Origin of the sequence: Sphingomonas azotifigens NBRC 15497 (assembly GCF_002091475.1) — a bacterium.
In the GTDB taxonomy this organism is placed as follows: domain Bacteria; phylum Pseudomonadota; class Alphaproteobacteria; order Sphingomonadales; family Sphingomonadaceae; genus Sphingomonas; species Sphingomonas azotifigens.
Genome location: NZ_BCTR01000019.1, coordinates 72,033 through 90,610, shown reverse-complemented (window position 1 = coordinate 90,610; position 18,578 = coordinate 72,033). Strand labels below are relative to the sequence as shown.

Sequence of the window (18,578 nt, the reverse complement as noted above, 5' to 3'; positions counted from 1 at the left end):
GGGCACCAATACCTCGCGCGCCCTGGGGTCGCCGCAGGCGTGCGCCAGCGCGCGCACCACCCCCGCGTTCCGCTGCCGGCACCTGCCGGCCGCCGGTCCGCAGGATCGGCCAGCGTCCGCGATCAAAACCCGAAGGGCCGAGACGGCGCAGCGACTCGGCGCCGCGCAGCGGCGTGCGAGCGCAGTCACGCCGCTGGCGTGGGACGCCATGAGACCGCCGCCCCCAATTCGCGAGCAATCTTGCGCAGCAATTCGGCGGGAAGAGTCCCCAGAACGACCTCTTCTTACCCCAGCAAGGCTCTTTTGCCGACCACCCCGCTCGATGCAAACTTGTCCCGGGGCGCTCCACCAACCCGCAAACGATGCAAGGTAATAGCAATGCAGATCCATCCCGACCCACCCGACCGCATTCTCCGGATCAAGACCGTGCTCGCACGCACCGGCCTGACCCGCTCCACCCTCTACCGAAAAATGGCAGCCGGCACCTTTCCCAAGAACATGCGGATTAGCACGCGGTGCATGGGCTGGCGGGAATCGGCGATCGCAGCGTGGCTCGACAACCCGATGCACGGGTCCCCAAACCAAGTTTCTGATTAGGGATGGCCACTACCCAAGCAGCCGACAGCCTGAGGATCAGATCCGATCCGTCACGAGCATGCTCCTGCGATCCGGGCTGGCGCACGGCAGGGTGACAGCCTCCCACCGCTCGAGCAATCTCCCACCGCTCGAGCAATGCGCCGAACCAGGCGGCCAGCGCGCAGCGCTGTCCGCATGCCGGCGAACCGCCGGCCCTTGCGTTAGCGATCGTCACCGCGCCAGCGGCCGAGACCCGCCAGGGGCTCGGTGGAGCGTAGCGGCATAGAGCGCGGTCGTGCCAGTGGCGCGAAACGTCCTTCGCCCTTTTCTCTACAGCTTGTCGAAACCTACCTTTTCGGTCGCTCAGCGCCAGCCGATGGCAGCGAGAATGCTTCCCATGCAGCAAGGAACAGCGCCGCGATGATCGGCCCTGCGACAAAGCCGTTGAACCCCATCAACTCGAAGCCGCCCAGCGTGGCGAGCAGCACGATATAGTCCGGCATGCGCGCGTCATGGCCGACCAGGATCGGACGCACCACATTATCGACGCTGCTGATGATGAAAAAGCCGCACGCGAACAGCAACGTCGCCTGCCACACGGCTCCAGTGGCGAACAGGTAGAGGCTGATCGGCACCCAGATCAGCCCCGTGCCGATTGCGGGAAAGAGCGAAAAGACACCCATCGCCACCCCCCAGAACAGCGCGCCTGGAATCCCCAGAATCCAGAAGGTCAAACTGCCGGTGGCGCCCTGAAGGACAGCGACGATCAGGCTTCCCTTGATGGTGGCGCGGATCACGGCGAGAAATTTGGCGACGAGAATCGCGCGCTGCGGGCCCTCGATCGGCAGGGCACGCTCGATCCGTCCCGCGATCTGGCGACCGTCGCGCAGCAGGAAGAAGGTGAGATAGAGCATCACGCCCCAATCGAGGAAAAAGCCCAGCGTGCCCTGGCCGACGCTCAGCACCCGGGCCGCCACCGCCTGGAAGCCGGTTGCAAGACCCTGGCTGAGCTTGGCGCGCAGCCCCTCCATGTCGCTGAGACCGACATCGCCGAGCCAGTCCCGCGCCCAGGCAGGCAATTCGCGCTGCAGGCCGGCAAACAGCCGGTCGAAATCGACGTCGCCGCTCTGCGTCCGCGCATAGAGCGCCTTGGCTTCGCCCAACAGTGCGCCGCCAAGCACTACTGCCGGCACCACCACCAGCGCGATGATCGCCAGCAGCGTGACAAGCGCAGCCAGATTGCGCCGGCGCGGCATGGTGCGCAGCAGGTGCGCATTGAGCGGCTCGAACAGCACCGCCGCGATCACCGCCCAAAGGATGGCGCCCGAAAACGGGGTAACCAGCCAGACAAAGGCAAGCGTCGCAAAGGCGAGCAGCGCCAGTGCAAAGGCGCGAGCGAACGTCATGGGCACATCCTCACGTAGCGCCGCCCCGCGTGCGCGCCGGCCGGGATGCGGCACGCGCGATCCCGCGGAGGCGTGGCTTGCAGCTTTCGAGCGCGAGCAGCAAGGCGATGCCCAGCGCGACGGCGAAGGCCATGTCGCTCCATGCGATCGATCCGAATTTGAGCAGCGCCTGCGCCCAGGGAGCGAACAGGATCACCCCGGTCACGCCGAGGATCGCGGCGGCGATATACCGCAGCGCCATGTTATGCCGAACGAGTGCAGTACCGAGCGCGGCGCTGAACGCACGGTTGACCAGCACCAGTGCAACGATCTCCGCGATCAGGGCGAAGAAAATGAGCGCGCGCAGTTCGGCCTCGGGCATGCCCGACCAGGTTTCGACCAGGAAGACCGTCGCCAACATCGCGAAGGCGAGGCACCCCTGGAAGACGCTCCACGCGATCATTGGCAGCGAGAAGAGCGGCTCGTCGGGTGCACGCGGGGGGCGCCGCATCACGTCGCCCTCCGCAGGTTCGGCTTCGAACACCAGCGCACATACGGGATCGATCACCATTTCCAGCAGCGCGATGTGGATCGGCCCGAACAGGATCGGCAGCCCGAAGAACAAGGGCAGCAGCGCGAGCCCTGCAATCGGCACATGCACGGCGAAGATGAAGGCCATGGCTTTGCGGATATTGTCATAAATCTGCCTGCCGAGCCGCACCGACCGGACGATCGACCCGAAATCATCGTCGAGCAGGACGATGGCCGACGCTTCGCGCGCCACGTCGGTGCCACGCTTGCCCATCGCGATGCCGATATGCGCGGCCTTGAGCGAGGGGGCATCGTTGACACCGTCGCCGGTCATCGCAACGATTTCCCCATCGGCCTTGAACGCCTGCACGATCCGCAGTTTCTGCTCGGGCATGATCCGCGCGAAGACGGTGACACTCCGGAGGCGCGCGGCGAGCGCAGCGTCGTCCAGTGACGCCAGGTCGGCCCCGGTGAGGACATCCCCCGCGGCGATCCCCGCCTGGTTCGCGATCGCGCGTGCGGTCGCTGCATAATCCCCCGTGATCATCACGACGCGAATCCCTGCAGCCCGGCATTCCGCCACCGCAGCGGGAACGCTGGTCCGCAACGGGTCCGCCAGCCCGACCAGACCCGCCAGTGCATAGGCATAGTCGTGCTGGGTCGCCGCCCAGTTGCGGTCGCTCGGCGTGGCATTGGCAACCGCGAGCACGCGGATGCCCTCCGCCGCCATTGCCTCGACCGCCGCCGCCATGGACGCAGCATCCGCGGGCGCCAGCCGGCACAGCGTCGCGATCGCTTCCGGCGCGCCCTTGGCGCAGAGCGCAAGTTGCTCGCCATCGTCCCAGATGTTCGACATGGCGAGCAGTTCAGGGCGGAGCGCATAGGCATGTGCCACGGTGCCGCCACGACCGGACGCTGGCACCTGCGCACGCGCCGCGTGCAGCGCAACTTCCATGGGGTCGCTCGGCTCGACGGCGCTGGCGAGCGCCGCAGTTTCGATCAGTGCGTGATAGTCGGGCGGCACCGCGTCATCGCCGCGCACGCGGATCGTATCGCCAGAGGGCAGCCACAGCCGGGCGACCGACATACGATTTTCGGTGAGCGTGCCCGTCTTGTCGGTGCAAAGCACGGTCGCCGAGCCAAGTGCCTCGATGGCGGCGGCACGCCGTGTCAACACGCCAACCTTGCCCACCCGCCAGGCGCCCATGGCGAGGAACACCGTCAGCACGACGGGAAACTCCTCCGGCAACATCGACATGCCGATCGCAATGCCGGCAAGCGCCGCCTCGATCCAGCCGCCGCGCAACAGCCCGTAGAGCAGCACCACGAGCGCGGCGATCACGCCGCCGCCGATCCCGCACCAGGCGACCAGCCGGGCGGTTTCGCGGCGCAGACGCGGGGCGTCGGTGTCGAGCGTCGCGAGCGACTGGCCGATCCGGCCAATCTCGCTGCGCGGGCCGGTTGCCAGTACCCGCCCGACCCCGCTGCCGCGCGTAACAAGCGACCCCGAATAGACAAAGGGCTGACCTTCACCGCCCGGCCGGCGGGCAGCGTCGGTGCTGTCCGGGCCGGATGCGGTCTTGCCCACCGGCAGCGATTCGCCCGTCAGCAGCGATTCGTCGGTCTGCAGATCGGCGGCTTCGAGCAGGATCGCGTCCGCAGCTATCCGGTCGCCCTGTTCGAGGACGATCAGATCGCCACATACCACTTCGCGTCCCGGAATGCGGACGCGGACACCGTCGCGAAGCACCAGCGCGCGCGGTGCGGACAAGTCGCGCAGCGCTTCGAGCACATGCTCGGTGCGGGTTTCCTGGACGACGGTGACCACCACCGAAAAAGTCGCGAAGGCCAGAAGGATCAGGGCCTCGGCACGATCGCCGAGCAGCAGATAGGCGATGCCGCCGAGCAGCAGCAGCGCCAGCATCGGCTCGCGAAGGACTTCGACTAGGATGCGGAGCAGCGAGCGCTGCCCCGCACGCGGCAGCTCGTTCGGGCCTTCCTCGCGAAGCCGGGCCGCCGCCGCTTCGGTGCTCAAACCTTCCAGGGGTATGCTGACTGGGGGTGCTGTCACGACCGCCCGCGCCCGGCGCGACAGAGGCCAAGCCGCATTTGCGACGTGTCAGGCACGCGGCGTTGGCCCCGTACGGTCATGGGCAGGCACATCATTTTCCCTCTCGATCGGGCGCAGCCGGCGCATTATGACACCCCAGCCGCCGCAGCGTTCTTGGGTAATCTACCTACTGCTGCACCAGCCGATCGGTGGGAGAAGATGCATGGGCGCCCCTTCGCGGGGCTTTGCGACGCAGGGGAACGGTACGGCAGACAGGCGCGCAAGATCGTCCTCCTGCGTGACGACGGCATGCCACATCGTGTCGACGCCCCGTTCGCGGAGATAGTAAACTAAGTTCGGCTGATCGATGATCAATTCACCGCGGATGGGCCGAACCAGAAATGGACAGCGGGCTACATCCCTCCATTTCCCGATGAACGTCAGCGGCCCAGCGATCAAGCGCCTCCCGCTTCTCAGGAGCGTAGCTGTGAAGCGCGTAGACTCTCGCCGTGATGCCCTGCACGGCGTGGTTCAGCACTCGACCAACGATTGTCTCCGTGACGCCCAAGCGCACCATGTGCGTCGCCGCAGTTCTGCGCAAATCGTGGAGCACCCATGGCTGCAACGCGCCCCCAGATGCGGCGAGAAAAGCATCGAGCCGCTGCTTAAGTTTTGCGAAACCACTGATCGGGCTATTGCCGTCACTGGTCCAGACGTAATCCCCAAGCCTGGGTACGGACCGGAGCAACCGAACTGCGAGAGCCGAAAGAGGCACCAGATGCGGCCTGCCTGACTTCGCCGATTCCGATGGAATCACCCAAACCCCTGCGTCCAGATCGATCTGGTCCCAGCGCATCTCCGCCACCTCAGTTCGGCGTTGTGCTGTAAGTAGAAGCATTTTGATGAAACCACCGGCAGGATAACCGAGCAGGTCTGCACCAACGTAAACGCGCCGCACCTCATCCATCTCGAGGACACGATCGCGCGGATTCTCGATCTTCGGCTTGGCAATTGCCTCCGCTGGTGACGACTCTATCCAGTCCCGCGAGACAGCATATCGAAGAAGCGTGCGGATCAAAGTCAGGTTCCGGTTCGGCGACACCTCGCCCTCAATCGACTCGATGAGTTCGCGCACATCCGCACGGCGGATAGTATCCAGTTTCCGGTCACCCCACTTTGGCAGAACGTGGATCTCCAAGCGCCGCTTTTGCAGCTGCCAGGAGCGGTTGTTTGGCTTGGCTACCTTGTCCAACCAATCCTCTGCCAGCTGACCGAACGTCCGGTTCACTCGCGGCGTGCCAGTCGTCGCCAAATCCTCAAGAAACCTGCGGGCCTCTTCGCGCGCCTTGCCCACGCCAAGCGTCGGGTAGGTGCCGAGCGTCTTATTGAGCACCTTAGTGCCCGCTCGCGTTCGCACGATCCATGCCTTCCGGCCACCTGCTCCGATGCGGAGCCGCAATCCGGTGACGAGATCGTCAGGATATTCTGCCTGTCCAACCGCAGGCGGCTTCAACGCGGCTACGCGAGTATCGGTCAACCTGGCCATGTTACCTATCGCTCCGTCAGGTAACGTTTTAGGTAACAGGAAATGAGACACTCCGCAATATTGGGGGATCTTCTGTACCCTTCCCTCTCTCCTAGAAAGACAGTTTCAGACGTCCTCGGAAGCCTCTTACCACGTCTTCTAAGCTTGGGGCCGCTGGTTCGAATCCAGCCGGGCGCGCCAACGGTTTTCTGCGAATTTTTTCGAGCGGAATGCAGTTTGCCAATTGGGGCAAATTTCATAACCGGCAATCACCTAGCAAGCACCGTGCTCTACGTTGCGCGGGTCTCGGCGATTCACGGGCGGAACGGACCTCGGTCCGGACCATACCGTGGCTGACGTCACGAAGTTCTGCGACGTCGGCCGGCTCGATGGGCTTGGTAAAGCTCGGCCAGCCACAGCCGGACTCATACTTGTCCGACGAGGCGAACAGCGGCTCGCCAGACACGATGTCCACATAGATGCCGGGCTTCTTGTTGTTGAGATACTCGCCAGTGCCGGGGCGCTCGGTCCCGCTCTCCTGGGGCACCCAGAACTGCTCCGGGGTGAGCGCGGCGACGGCCTCGTCGGTCTTGCGATAGTCGGTCATGCGGTCTCCATACGCATAATGCGGTGCATCGCGCGGCAACGCGAAAGACCGACATCGATCGAAAAAAGTCGATGCATCTTGCCGACAGGGATTACATCGATTAAAGTCGATGGATGAATGACGATCAGGCCTTGGTCATCCTTGCTGCGCTTGCGCATCCGACCCGACTGAAAGCATTCCGTCAGCTTGTGAGATATGAGCCCGACGGTCTCTCCACTGGCGCGCTGGTGGATATGAGCGGGCTGACGCAGAGCACGTTCTCCTCGCATCTCGCGGTGCTGGCCAAGGCGGGTCTCGTCACAGCTGAAAAGCGGGGTCGACTGCAGATACAGCGTGCCGGGATCGACACGCTCCGCGAGCTCATGACCTACCTCGCCAAGGACTGCTGCGGCGGCCGCGCCGAACTGTGCGAGCCGCTGCTCGCTGCATTGACCTGCTGCTGAAGGACCGGCCCGTGATCGACATCGTCATCTACCACAACCCCGCCTGCGCAACGTCGCGCAACGTGCTCGAGCTGATCCGCAACTCGGGCGTCGAGCCGCATGTGGTCGAGTATCTCAAGACACCGCCGACCCGCGCCCTGCTCGTCGACATGATCGACCGCGCCGGCATGACGCCGCGCGACCTTCTGCGCGAGAAGGGCACGCCCTACGCCGAACTCGGTCTCGATGACGCCACGCTGTCCGACCAGGCGCTGGTTGACGCGATGATGGAGCACCCCGTCCTCATCAACCGGCCGCTGGTCGTGACCCCGCTCGGCGTGAAGCTCTGCCGTCCGTCCGAGGCGGTTCTGGACATCCTGCCCGACGCCCAGCGCGGCGCCTTCGCAAAGGAGGACGGCGAGCAGGTCGTCGACGCCGACGGCAAGCGGATCGCCTGACGTGACCGCCCCCGCCGTCACCGTGCCGGAGAAGCCGGCCATGGGGCTGTTCGAGCGATGGCTGACGCTATGGGTCGCGCTCTGCATCGTCGCCGGGATCGCTCTCGGTCAGGCCTTGCCCGGCGTCTTCGCCGCGATCGCCTCGACCGAGATCGCCCAGGTCAACCTCGTGGTCGCCGGCCTCATCTGGCTGATGATCGTGCCGATGCTCCTGAAGATCGACTTCGGCGCGCTTGGCTCCGTCCGCCAGCACTGGAAGGGCGTAATCGTCACGCTCGTCGTGAACTGGGGGGTGAAGCCGTTCTCGATGGCGCTGCTCGGCGCGGTATTCCTCGGCTGGCTCTTCGCGCCCCTGCTGCCCGCAGGCGAGTCCTCATCCTACATCGCCGGCCTGATCCTGCTGGCCGCCGCGCCGTGCACCGCGATGGTCTTCGTCTGGTCGAACCTGTGCGAAGGCGATCCAACCTATACGCTCAGCCAGGTCGCCCTGAACGACGTCCTGATGGTCTTCCTCTTCGCCCCGCTGGTCGGGCTGCTGCTCGGCATCGCGTCGGTTACGGTGCCGTGGGCCACGCTACTGATCTCGGTCGGCCTCTACATCGTCGTGCCCGTCGTCCTGGCGCAGCTCGCCCGCACGTCGATCATGGCATCGGGCGGACAGGCGGCACTTGATCGCCTGCTCGCACGGCTCAGCCCTGCCTCGCTCCTTGCGCTGCTCGCCACACTGGTCCTGCTGTTCGGCTTCCAGGGTGAGCAGATCGTCGCCCGACCTCTGGTGATCGCACTCATCGCGGTGCCGATCCTCATCCAGGTCTATCTCAACGCCGGGGTCGCCTATTTCCTGTCCCGCCGTCTCGGGGTCGCCTGGTGCGTGGCTGCGCCCGCCGCCCTGATCGGCGCCTCCAACTTCTTCGAGCTGGCGGTGGCTGCGGCCATCTCCCTGTTCGGTCTCAAATCCGGTGCCGCGCTCGCCACCGTTGTTGGCGTGCTGGTCGAAGTTCCCGTGATGCTGTCGGTCGTCGCGATCGTGAAGCGGTCGCGGGGATGGTATGAAAGCAATCTCTTCGCATGAGCCGCATTCGGACCTTGGCGGATCCCGGCCGACTTCCAGCCCTCGACCGATCGTTCGTGATCGATCGGCCAGCGCTGGGCCTCGGCGTCGATCAACCGCCGCCGCGCATCCTGCTTCTCTACGGCTCGCTACGCGAGCGCTCCTTCTCGCGCCTCTGCGTCGAGGAGGCAGCGCGCCTGCTCACGCTGTTCGGCGCGGAGACCCGGATCTTCGATCCTTCCGACCTGCCGCTGCCCGATCAGGCCGCCGGCGACGACCATCCCGCCGTCCATGAACTGCGCGAGCTGCCGATGTGGAGCGAGGGCCACGTCTGGTGCAGCCCCGAGCGGCACGGCCAGATCACCGGCGTAATGAAGGCGCAGATCGATCACCTTCCGCTGTCGATGGGCGGCATGCGCCCCACTCAGGGACGGACGCTCGCCGTGATGCAGGTGTCGGCCGGATCGCAGTCCTTCAACAGCGTCAACACGCTGCGCCTGCTCGGCCGCTGGATGCGGATGTTCACGATCCCCAACCAGTCGTCCGTCGCAATGGCCTACAAGGAGTTCGGCGACGACGACCGCATGCGGCCTTCGGCCTATTATGACCGTATCGTCGACGTGATGGAGGAGCTCGTTCGGATGACCGTGCTCATGCGCCCACACGCCGCCCAGCTCGTCGACCGTTACTCCGAACGGAAGGAAGCCGGTGTGCTTGCGAAGCGTGAGGATCACTCCGCAGTCGCCATCGCCTCCCAAGCGATCAATCGCCCTCGGAGGTGACCACGCACCCGACCGGCCACCACGGCCAATTGCTCACGCCGTCGGGACGGTGCCGCCGTCGATCGTGAATTCCGTCCCGGTGATGCTCGAGGCGCGATCCGAAGCGAGAAAAGCGATCAGGTTCGCCACCTCGGCCGGTGTCGACGGCCGGCCGAGCGGGATGCCGCCGAGCGCCGCCATGACGATCCGCCTCCCCTCCTCGGGCCCGGCCTCGCCGCCGATCCTCTCGACGAAATCCGTAACCGCCTCGGTCTCGATCCAACCGGGCGACACCCGCACGACGCGAACGCCGGCCGGCGAGACCTCCTTCGACAGGCTCTTGCTGTAGGTGGAGAGCGCCGCCTTCGCCGACGCATAGCCGGTCGTCGCCTGGGGCAGCGGCATCACATGCTGGATCGAGGTCACGTGGACGACCACGCCCGAGCCTCGTGACACCATGTCCGGCAGCAGCGCGCGGTCGAGGCGGACCGCCGGCATCAGGTTCAGATTGATCTCCCGCGCCCACTCCTCCTCCCCGAGCGCGGCGAACCCGCCCGCCGGTGCCGACGAGCCGCCGAGCATGTGCACGATGATGTCGACACCGCCCATCCGCTCGCGCACAGCGTCCGCGAGGGTCGCGCAGCCCTCCGCCGTGGTGAGGTCGGCCGCGACAAACAGTTCCTCCGGCAGCGCATCGGGCTTCGACCTGGCGGTCGTGAGCACGCGGGCGCCGAGTTCCCGCAACAGGGCCACGGTCGCCGCCCCGGCACCGCGCGTGCCGGAGGTGATCAGGGCCCGCTTGCCCTCCAGCGACACGAATGGGTTCACGGCTTCACCTCCAGGCTGGAGATGGCGTCGCCGTCGAGCGTGAACATGAAGCGCAGGTCGATGGGGCTGCCGGGGAAGTCGCCGGACACATGGCTCGTCACGACGGTGCGGCCATCAACCTCGTCGATCGCGAACGGCTCGGCGGTCGGGTTGTATTTCGCCAGATAGTCCCCGGTCCAAGCGCGGATCGCATCGCGACCGACGTGCGTGTGTCCCTCGTCGTGCACGACGCCATCGGTGGTGAAGCAGTCGGCGACGGCCGACGCGTCGCGCGCGCCGTCCGCTTTGAAGTATCCCGCGATCGCGGCTGGCATGTCGATCACCATCATGTCCTCCAAGTCATGGCGGCAGCATTCGCGCCGCCCTCGCCACGCAAATTATGGATGGACGGCTGGTCTGATAATCGGGATAGATTGTGATGTGGTGTCACGGAAAACGGGACAATGGCTAGGTCGGGTCTGATTGAGCTGGAGGCGGTCCTCGCCATCGTCCATCGCGGCTCGTTCCGCGCGGCGGCGGTCGATCTCGGCATGTCCACGACCGCGCTAAGCAACGCGATCGGCAAGCTGGAGCGCCAGATCGGCGTGCGGCTGTTCAACCGCACCACCCGAAGCGTCTCCCTGACGGACGCCGGAAAGACATTCGTCGGCCAGATCGGGCCGGCGGTCGAGAACATCCACGACGCCATGAACACGGCGCGCTCGCAGCAGGAGACGCCCTCTGGCACCCTGCGCATCAATTCCTTCGCGACCGCCGCCCGCGAGATACTGGGCCCCCTCGTTCTTGAATTCCTCCGGCGTTACCCCAGGGTCCACATCGACCTCGTCACGGAGGGGCGGCTCGTCGACGTCGTGGCCGAGGGCTTCGACCTCGGTATCCGTTCGGCGGAGCTGGTCCCCACCGACACCATAGCCATCCCGCTCGGGCCGGCGAGGCGGTTCGCCGTGGTCGCCTCCCCGGATTTCCTGAAGGATCGCGCGACGCCGCGCGTGCCGAACGACCTGCTCGCGCATCCGTGCCTGCGGATCCGCCTGCCCAACGGCGCGCTATACCGCTGGCATTTCGAGAAAGACGGCGAGGCCGTCCAGATCGACGTGCAGGGCCCGATCACGCTCGACGAGGCCAGCCTCTCCCGCATCGCCGTCCTCGATGGCATGGGCATCGGCTTCTTCATGGAGGCGGACGTCCGCGACGACGTTGCGTCCGGCCGGCTCGTGCAGATGCTGGAGGACTGGACGCCGCCGCTCGCCCCGCTGTGCCTATACTATCCCAGCCGTCGGAACCCGTCGGCCGCGTTCCGCGCGTTCATCGACCTCGCGCGCGAAGTGGCGGCTGCCCGCAATGCCGAGGCGGCAGTGGTGGCCGCAGCCGCAGCGACTGCAAGGACGACGGCTGCACCCACACCACGGAAGCGGTCCGCCAAGGCCGCCCAGCGAAAGGACTGAACGACTTGCTCGACGGACCCCGCCTCGCCCCGCTCTCCGGCTCCGCGCCGGACGCGCTCGTCATCCTCATCCACGGCTACGGCTCCAACGGCGACGACCTCATCTCGCTAGCGACCATGATCCAGCCCGCACTGCCCGACGCCGCATTCGTGGCGCCCAACGCCCCGTCGATGATCCCGCGCATGGCAGCCGCCCACCAGTGGTGGCCGATCGAGACCTTCTCCATGGCCGAGCGCGCCGCCGGTGCCGCCGCCGCCGCGCCTGGGCTGGACGCCTTCCTCACGCAAGAACGCGAAGCCGCCGGTCTGACCAGCGACCGGCTCCTGCTGGTCGGCTTCAGCCAGGGAACGATGATGGCGCTCCACGTCGGCCTGCGACGTGCAGATCCGGTCGCGGGCATCGTCGGCATCTCAGGCATGCTCGTCGCGCCGGACCGGCTCGAGGCCGACATCCGCAGCCGGCCGCCCGTGCTCCTCATCCACGGGACCGAGGATGACGTGGTTCCGTTCCGATCCATGGACCTAGCCGCCACGGCGCTGACGGCCAACGGCGTCGCGGTCGAAACGCACGTCTCGCCCGGCGTGGGACACAGCGTCGGGCAGGACGGATTGGCCGCGGCGACGGCGTTCGCGAGGCGCGTGATCGGCTGAGGTGACCGGGAGTGCCTCGGAAGGCCTTTCGGCTGGGGCGCAATCCTGCACCGCGGACATTCTGCCGCAGGGGCGCTGTGCGGGGTCGACACGCTCGACCGATTGGAAGCAATTCCGTCCGCGTTTTCTGCTTTCGGCCGGCTGGCGAATACGCAGGATCTCACCGCAGCCGCGGTTATGAAGCGGCCCCTGTGTCGTACGGGTCGTCGCGGCTACCCGCCCAAGTCGAGCGCTGCCCGACGGGCCAAGTCCACACCTGGCCTGCTCCCATCGCTGCGGTCACGCTTCCCGACCGCCACGCATTATCAAGACCATGGTTCAGCGACGGATACATCGTTGCGCTATTCCGCATAATCCGGATAGTGGAACATGCATTTGAACACATAATGCGCGTCCTCCAGCGTTCCATCCACGTCCGCCGCCTCCTCCACCAGCATCTCGTCGATGCTGTATGCGATCTCGACGGAGAGCCGCACTCTTCTTCGAAGGACGCGCCTGTCCACCTGCGGAAGGTATCGGACATAGACGTCCGTCAGCAGGTCGGCGACGCGGTTGTGCGAGTTGAGCCGGAGATGGGTGAGGCTCGGTACGGCGTGCAGCGCCCGCATGATCCATAGCGCGCCCGGCTCGCTCGCCTTGATGCGATGCAGGGCACGGATCAATTCCAGCGTGCGATCGGCGATCACCTCCAGCCCGGCATCGGCATAGCGTTCGATCCACGCCGCGAGCACGATCGCCTGCTTTTCCTGCAACCGCTCCGCCAGCGCTTCGATGACCGCATATTTGTCATCGAAATAGCGATAAAGCGCCGGGGGCGAAACGCCTGCCCGCTCGCAGATCATGTTGGTCGAGATACGTTCGATGCCCACCTCGCTCAGCAGGACGCCCGTTGCGTCCAGCACCGCGTCGAAGGTGCGCTGCGAACGTTCCTGCACTGGCCTGCGATAGCTACTCACCCTGGGCATCCAAGCGAACAGTTTTATCCATGAAGCCGCGTGCCTGTCATAAAATTGATAATTATCGCTACCATATGCCCGCCCAGCGAAAGCACCAACAAAGGGCAAAAGCAAGATGGACATGACTCGCAGCCGGCGGGCGCTGATGGGCGCCGCCGCGACGATGACGCTCGCGCTGGGCGCAACCAGCCCCGCGTTCGGCCAGGATCGCGCCCCTTCCCCGCCCGCACAAGATGCCGGCGACGAGCTCATCGTCACCGCCCGTGCCGGCAACAACCAGCAGCGCAAGGTCGAGGCGAGCTACGCCATCTCGACGATCACCCCCGAAGAACTGGTCATGAAGGCGCCGATCGGCGTCGGCGAGGCGCTGAAGAACGTGCCCGGCTTCTGGGTCGAAAGCTCCTCGGGCGAGACCAGCGGCAACATCCGGGTGCGCGGCATCCCCACCGACGGCTATTCGCAGGTCGCGCTGCTCGAGGACGGCATCACCATCCAGCATGATCCGGGGCTTGGCTGGCTGAACGGCGACCAGTCCTATCGCATCGACCAGACGCTCGAGCGCGTCGAGGTCGTCCGCGGCGGCCCCTCCTCGCTCTTCTATTCGAACGCGCCGGGCGCGGTGGTCAACTTCATCCAGCGCAAGGGCAGCGACACGCTGGAAGGGCTGGTGCGCTATGAGGGCGCGAGCTTCAACTCCCACCGCGTCGACGGCTGGATCGGCGGGCCGATCGGCAAGAGCGACTGGCGCTTCTTCACCGGCGGCTATTACCGCATCTCGGACGGCCAGCGCCACACCGGCTATCGCCTGGGCGACGGCGGCCAGATCCGCGCCACCCTGTCGCGCGATTGGGACGGCGGATCGTTCATGCTGGGCGTCAAGCGCATCGACGAGAAGGTCGAGAACGCGATGGTCACGCCGTTCGTGAACGACAAGAACGGCAAGCCCGTCGGCGCGCCGGGCTTCGACGCGCTGACGGACACCATCGCCGGACCGGAAACGCGCCACTTCACCTTCCGCACCGCGGACGGCGCGGGCTATGACTTCGATGCCGGTACCGCCAACACTGCGCGCCTCACCCAGGTGACGATGCAGAGCAAGTTCGAGCTCGGCAGCGACTTCACACTGGTGGAGAGCCTGCGCTTCCGCGACAGCTACCAGAAGCGCAACAGCATCACGCCGCGGACGGTCTATGGCTATGACGCGCTGCTCGCCTCGCTGCGCAGCACCTACAAGCTGCCTGCCGGCACCCCGCTGACGCTCACCTACACCAATGGCGGGGGCACCTTCGATCGCAACGCGAATGGCAACGGCCTGGCGCTGCTGGACCTCGCCCGCTCGTTCACCGTGCCCGAGCGTGAGGTGATCAACGACACGCGGCTTCAGAAGACCGCGTCGTTCCTCGGCAGGCATGATTTCGCCTTCGGCCTCTATTATGCCTATGTCGACGAGAAGTACCGCGCCACCTCCGCCGGCATCCTCACCGACGTGAAGGACAATGCCTCGCTGTTCGACGTCTCGGTCGGCAACGTCAAGCTCACCGAGAACGGCGTGCAGAGCTACGGCACCGAATATGGCAATTCCAACGGCACCTCGCATACCCTGGCGCTCTATGCCTCGGACGAGTGGAGCCTGACCGACCAACTGCGCCTCGACGGCGGCCTGCGCTGGGAGCAGATCGACGTCAGCGGCTCCAGCGAGGGCACGCGCACCCGCAACCTCAACCAGAGTGCGACTGCGGCCGACGACGCGGTGCTGACCGGCAACGGCGTGTTCACCCCATTCGACGCCAGCTATGACCACATCGCCTGGACGGCGGGTCTCAACTACCAGATCCGGCCCGATTTCGGCGTGTTCGGCCGCTATACCTCGACCTTCCGCCTGCCGGGCGTGTCGAGCTTCTTCGGCAATCCGAGCCAGGCGCCGATCACCCAGACGATGAACTTCCAGGAAGTCGGCATCAAGTTCGCGCGGCCGAACGTCAACTTCTTCGTCACCGGCTTCCGCACGGTCTACCAGAGCTACCAGATCGACGACTACCGCGCGAACGGCCAGGGGCAGTTGGTCCGCAACACCTATTTCGGAGACACCCGCACCTGGGGTGCCGAGGTCGAGGGCATGTGGCGGCCGGCGCGCTGGTTCGATCTGCACGCCAACTACACCTATCAGGATGCGCGGTTCAGCGCCTTCGCCTACACTACCAGCGCAGGGCAGAAGGTCGATTATTCGAACAACCGCCTGATCCGCGTGCCGCGGCACCAGTTCCGCCTCACCCCCGGCGTGAATTTGCTGGACGACCATTTCCGGCTGGAGGCGGACATCTCGCATTACGGCCAGCGCTGGGCGGACGTCGCGAACCAGATCAACCTGCCCGCCTATACCACGCTCGACATCAACGCGCGGCTGGACGTCAACCGGCGGCTGAGCCTGAACCTGATCGCCAATAATGTGACGAACACGATCGGCCTCACCGAAGGCAATCCGCGCGCGGGCACGATCGTCAACGAGGAGGTGGGCAACGCGGTCTATATCGCCCGCTCGATCTTCGGGCGCAGCGTGCGCGGTGCCGTCACCTATCGCTTCTGAATCAAGGGGGCGGCGTCGATCCCCGCGCCGCCCGCATTTTCCGAGAGGTTCCCATGCTGGCCAAGCTGCTCCGCTCCGTCCTGTTCCTCGCGGCAATGGCGCTGCCCGCCGCCGCCTTCGCGCAAGACCTGCCCGCCTGGGACAAGGTGCCGCTCGCGATCGGCAAGGAACAGCCCGATCTCGTGCTCACCGGCACGGTCGACCGGTCCAGCTACCAGCGCAACCTGGCCGTGCCGTTCGACGTGCCGAAGGGTGTCGAGCGGATCGGCGTGGAACTCACCTACACGCGGCCCGACGGCAAGACCGTCATCAACCTCGGCCTGTTCGACGGCGAGCGCTTCCGGGGCTGGAGCGGGAGCAACAAGCACGCCGTCGTGATCGACGAGAACAACGCCACGCCGTCGTTCACGCCGGGGCCGATCGGCGGCCGGCGCTGGGCGCTCGATCTCGGCGTCTCCTATATCGGCGAAGGCGTGACCTCCACCTATACCGCCCGCATCTGGTTCTGGCGCAAGGGGGATCGCCCGGCCGTCTCCACCTTCTCGCCCGAGCCGCTGGTGCGCGGCACGCGCTGGTATCGCGGCGACCTCCACCTCCATACCGGCGAGAGCGACGGGTTCTGCGACAGCCGGCGCGGCCGCAGCGTGCCGTGCCCGGTGTTCCGGACGGTGGACGCGGCGCTGGCGGCACGGCTCGACTTCATCGCCGTGACCGATCACAACAATGTCGCCCATTACAACGCGCTGCGCGAGCTGCAGCCCTATTATGACGACATCCTGCTGATCCCCGGCCGGGAAATGACGACCGCGCAGGGCCATTTCAACATCTTCGGCACGACCAGCTATGTCGACTACCGGCTGGGCGAGCGCGCGATGCCCGACATGGCGACGATGATCCGGGCGGCGAAGGCGGCGGGCGCGATCGTCTCGATCAACCATCCGAGCTCGCCCAGCGATTTCCGCTGCCGCGGCTGCGGCTGGACCGCACCGGCGGCGACGATCGGCGAGGTCGATGCGATTGAGGCGATGAATGCCGGCAAGCTGTTCGCGCAGATCGGCGGCGGCGATCCGATGGGCGACTTCGATTACTGGGAAAAGGCCGTCGCGCAGGGGCGGCGCGTCACCGCGGTCGGCGGCAGCGACAATCACGATACCCAGCTCGGTCGCCTCGGCGTCGGATTCCCGACCACGGTGGTGCGGGCCAGCGAACTTTCGGAGCGGGCGATCCTTGACGGCATCCAGGCCGGCCATGTCTGGATCGACCTGACCGGCAAGCCGGGCCGCAGCTTCGACCTGGTCGCCGCGTCGCCGCGCTTCACCAGCACGATCGGCGACGATGTCGCGTTGCGCGAGGGCGAGGCGCTCACGCTGAAGCTGACGATCGGCGGCAGCGCGGGCGGCGAACTGGTGGGTCTGGTCGATGGCCACGTCGTGCCCGAACTCTCCGTCGCGCGGCTGGAAAGCGGGGGCGCGTCGCTATCCTTCGTCTTCCCGGGTGACGGGCACCGACACTGGATCCGCTTCGAAGTGCGCGAGGGCGGCAAGCGCGCCATTCTGACCAACCCCGTTTATGTCAATTTCGGATCACCGCCGGCCAAGAACCGCATGGAGAACGGGCCCGAGTCCAGCGCCCGGGCGCTCGCGCATTAGGCGGACTGCAACCGGGTGACGCTGGCGTTCAGCAGGCCCGCCAAGCCGGCCGACCATGCCTTATGGAGGCGTTCGGCGATCGTGCGTGCGCCTTCGCTCCCCATGCCATCCAGCCGATCGTCATGGTACCTCAAGCGTTTGGCATAAGCCGACCAAGCAAGGGCGTGCGGTCGCTGCCGGCAACGAGGGGCTTGGAAGCAGCGCTGGTCGCGAAGGCACTACCCAGCACGCTGCCATAGAGCAGGAAGCCGCCGATCGCGGAACCAAGCTCGGCAAGGCTCGGCATGTCGCTGTCCGGCCCATAGAGCTGCCCCGGCTTGGTCAGGTCCGCATCGGCCTGGGTCACCGTCTCGCCCAGTTCGGTCTGCCAGCCGCCCGCGGACTCCTGCACCGTGAAGCCGTCGCGGTTGGCGGCATCGAGCGCATAGCCGTTGGTCGAGACGCTGACCGAGAGATCCCCCAGCTGCTGCTGGCTGATGCCGTCGATCACCACTGCATTGGCGCCGCGCGTGACCACTATCTGGCTGGCGAAATAGACATTGGGATTGCTCTTCCCCTGCTCGGTGTTCACCGTGATCTTGGTGCCGTTGTCGAGCTCGAACGTCGTCGTGCCATAGAAGTCGAACTGGTGCTTGCCGTTCACCTCGACATGCGGATCGCCCCACACGCGGGTGCTCTGGCCGGTCGCGTCGTTGACGATCGTCATCTCGCTGTTCCGCTCGTCGATCGCCAGATGATAGCCGTCGCCCAGATCGATGCGCGCGGTGCTCTGGCCGGTGGTCTGCGCGGTGAAGCCCGCCTGGGGCTGCAGCTGGCCCGCGCCGGCCATCGTGCCCAACTGGATCGACAGCAGCGACGGCAGCATCGCGCTGGCATAGGCGCTGGCGCCGAGCGGGTTGAACTGCTGGGCGAGCACGCCGCCGGCCAGCGCCAGTTGCGCAGCGGCGAACGGAGTCGAGGCGGCCGCAGAGATCGTCGTCATGTCCATGCTCCTGACAAAGGCGAGTGGGGGCGAGCCCGTTGATAGGGTGCTGCTTCCCATGCCCCGCCCCGCTGCGGCATCGCCGGATCGCGTAGGGGGCCTAAACGAATCGTCTAGC

General features: G+C 66.2%; 16 protein-coding genes and 1 pseudogene. 9 read left to right on the top strand and 8 right to left on the bottom strand.

Annotation, left to right across the window (positions count from 1 at the left end):
* The first annotated feature begins 378 nt into the window (after nucleotides 1-378).
* Nucleotides 379-597, top strand: a complete 219-nt coding sequence (locus SAZ01S_RS08855) for a helix-turn-helix transcriptional regulator (RefSeq protein ID WP_084581907.1) — start codon at nucleotides 379-381, stop codon at nucleotides 595-597.
* Nucleotides 598-923: 326 nt separating this feature from the next.
* Here SAZ01S_RS08855 and SAZ01S_RS08850 read toward each other — a convergent pair whose 3' ends face one another.
* From SAZ01S_RS08850 to msrB, 4 genes and pseudogenes are all read right to left on the bottom strand, one after another.
* Complete coding sequence (locus SAZ01S_RS08850) at nucleotides 924-1,982, bottom strand: AI-2E family transporter (protein WP_084581914.1); 1,059 nt, start codon at nucleotides 1,980-1,982, stop codon at nucleotides 924-926.
* A 10-nt stretch (nucleotides 1,983-1,992) separates the two neighbouring features.
* Nucleotides 1,993-4,536, bottom strand: coding sequence for a cation-translocating P-type ATPase (locus SAZ01S_RS08845; protein ID WP_084581913.1), 2,544 nt, complete (start codon nucleotides 4,534-4,536; stop codon nucleotides 1,993-1,995).
* A gap of 382 nt (nucleotides 4,537-4,918) precedes the next feature.
* The gene (locus SAZ01S_RS08835; protein WP_084581905.1) at nucleotides 4,919-6,088 is read right to left on the bottom strand and encodes a tyrosine-type recombinase/integrase; all 1,170 of its coding nucleotides are present in this window, start codon (nucleotides 6,086-6,088) and stop codon (nucleotides 4,919-4,921) included.
* 301 nt (nucleotides 6,089-6,389) lie between these two features.
* Nucleotides 6,390-6,674, bottom strand: a pseudogene (msrB, locus tag SAZ01S_RS08830) (peptide-methionine (R)-S-oxide reductase MsrB); the annotation flags it as partial.
* 113 nt (nucleotides 6,675-6,787) lie between these two features.
* On the opposite strand from msrB, the gene SAZ01S_RS08825 reads away from it, so the two are divergent.
* The 4 genes from SAZ01S_RS08825 to arsH are packed head-to-tail and all read left to right on the top strand — an operon-like array spanning nucleotide 6,788 to nucleotide 9,387.
* The gene (locus tag SAZ01S_RS08825; RefSeq protein WP_084581903.1) at nucleotides 6,788-7,117 is read left to right on the top strand and encodes an ArsR/SmtB family transcription factor; all 330 of its coding nucleotides are present in this window, start codon (nucleotides 6,788-6,790) and stop codon (nucleotides 7,115-7,117) included.
* A gap of 11 nt (nucleotides 7,118-7,128) precedes the next feature.
* Nucleotides 7,129-7,554: an arsenate reductase (glutaredoxin) gene (gene arsC, locus SAZ01S_RS08820; protein ID WP_084581902.1), complete on the top strand. Its 426-nt coding sequence runs from the start codon at nucleotides 7,129-7,131 to the stop codon at nucleotides 7,552-7,554.
* 40 nt (nucleotides 7,555-7,594) lie between these two features.
* Entirely contained in the window at nucleotides 7,595-8,626 is a 1,032-nt protein-coding gene (gene arsB / locus SAZ01S_RS08815; RefSeq protein WP_084581912.1) for an ACR3 family arsenite efflux transporter, read from the top strand.
* Nucleotides 8,623-9,387 (top strand): arsenical resistance protein ArsH, encoded by a 765-nt coding sequence (arsH, locus tag SAZ01S_RS08810; RefSeq protein WP_084581901.1) that lies wholly within the window; start codon nucleotides 8,623-8,625, stop codon nucleotides 9,385-9,387. The genes arsB and arsH overlap by 4 nt, the downstream gene beginning before the upstream one ends.
* A gap of 33 nt (nucleotides 9,388-9,420) precedes the next feature.
* On the opposite strand, the gene SAZ01S_RS08805 is transcribed toward arsH, so the two are convergent.
* Together SAZ01S_RS08805 and SAZ01S_RS08800 are read right to left on the bottom strand one after the other, a co-directional pair.
* Nucleotides 9,421-10,194: an SDR family oxidoreductase gene (locus SAZ01S_RS08805; protein WP_084581900.1), complete on the bottom strand. Its 774-nt coding sequence runs from the start codon at nucleotides 10,192-10,194 to the stop codon at nucleotides 9,421-9,423.
* Nucleotides 10,191-10,523: a nuclear transport factor 2 family protein gene (locus tag SAZ01S_RS08800; RefSeq protein WP_245824728.1), complete on the bottom strand. Its 333-nt coding sequence runs from the start codon at nucleotides 10,521-10,523 to the stop codon at nucleotides 10,191-10,193. The genes SAZ01S_RS08805 and SAZ01S_RS08800 overlap by 4 nt, the downstream gene beginning before the upstream one ends.
* 114 nt (nucleotides 10,524-10,637) lie before the next feature.
* Between SAZ01S_RS08800 and SAZ01S_RS08795 the strand changes: the two genes are divergently transcribed.
* Nucleotides 10,638-11,639, top strand: coding sequence for a LysR family transcriptional regulator (locus tag SAZ01S_RS08795; RefSeq protein WP_084581899.1), 1,002 nt, complete (start codon nucleotides 10,638-10,640; stop codon nucleotides 11,637-11,639).
* A gap of 5 nt (nucleotides 11,640-11,644) precedes the next feature.
* A complete protein-coding gene (locus SAZ01S_RS08790; protein ID WP_084581898.1) occupies nucleotides 11,645-12,289 on the top strand; it encodes an alpha/beta hydrolase in 645 nt (214 codons plus the stop codon).
* Nucleotides 12,290-12,630: 341 nt separating this feature from the next.
* Here the strand turns inward: SAZ01S_RS08790 and SAZ01S_RS08785 are convergent, their stop codons facing one another.
* Nucleotides 12,631-13,368 carry a TetR/AcrR family transcriptional regulator gene (locus SAZ01S_RS08785; protein WP_245824726.1) on the bottom strand — a complete coding sequence of 246 codons (738 nt, stop codon included), beginning with the start codon at nucleotides 13,366-13,368 and terminating at the stop codon, nucleotides 12,631-12,633.
* Between SAZ01S_RS08785 and SAZ01S_RS08780 the strand changes: the two genes are divergently transcribed.
* Complete coding sequence (locus SAZ01S_RS08780; protein ID WP_167693115.1) at nucleotides 13,367-15,829, top strand: TonB-dependent receptor; 2,463 nt, start codon at nucleotides 13,367-13,369, stop codon at nucleotides 15,827-15,829. The genes SAZ01S_RS08785 and SAZ01S_RS08780 overlap by 2 nt on opposite strands.
* Before the next feature lie 53 nt (nucleotides 15,830-15,882).
* Nucleotides 15,883-17,478 (top strand): CehA/McbA family metallohydrolase, encoded by a 1,596-nt coding sequence (locus SAZ01S_RS08775; RefSeq protein ID WP_084581895.1) that lies wholly within the window; start codon nucleotides 15,883-15,885, stop codon nucleotides 17,476-17,478.
* A gap of 130 nt (nucleotides 17,479-17,608) precedes the next feature.
* On the opposite strand, the gene SAZ01S_RS08770 is transcribed toward SAZ01S_RS08775, so the two are convergent.
* A complete protein-coding gene (locus SAZ01S_RS08770; RefSeq protein WP_167693113.1) occupies nucleotides 17,609-18,460 on the bottom strand; it encodes a DUF1521 domain-containing protein in 852 nt (283 codons plus the stop codon).
* Nucleotides 18,461-18,578: the final 118 nt, after the last annotated feature.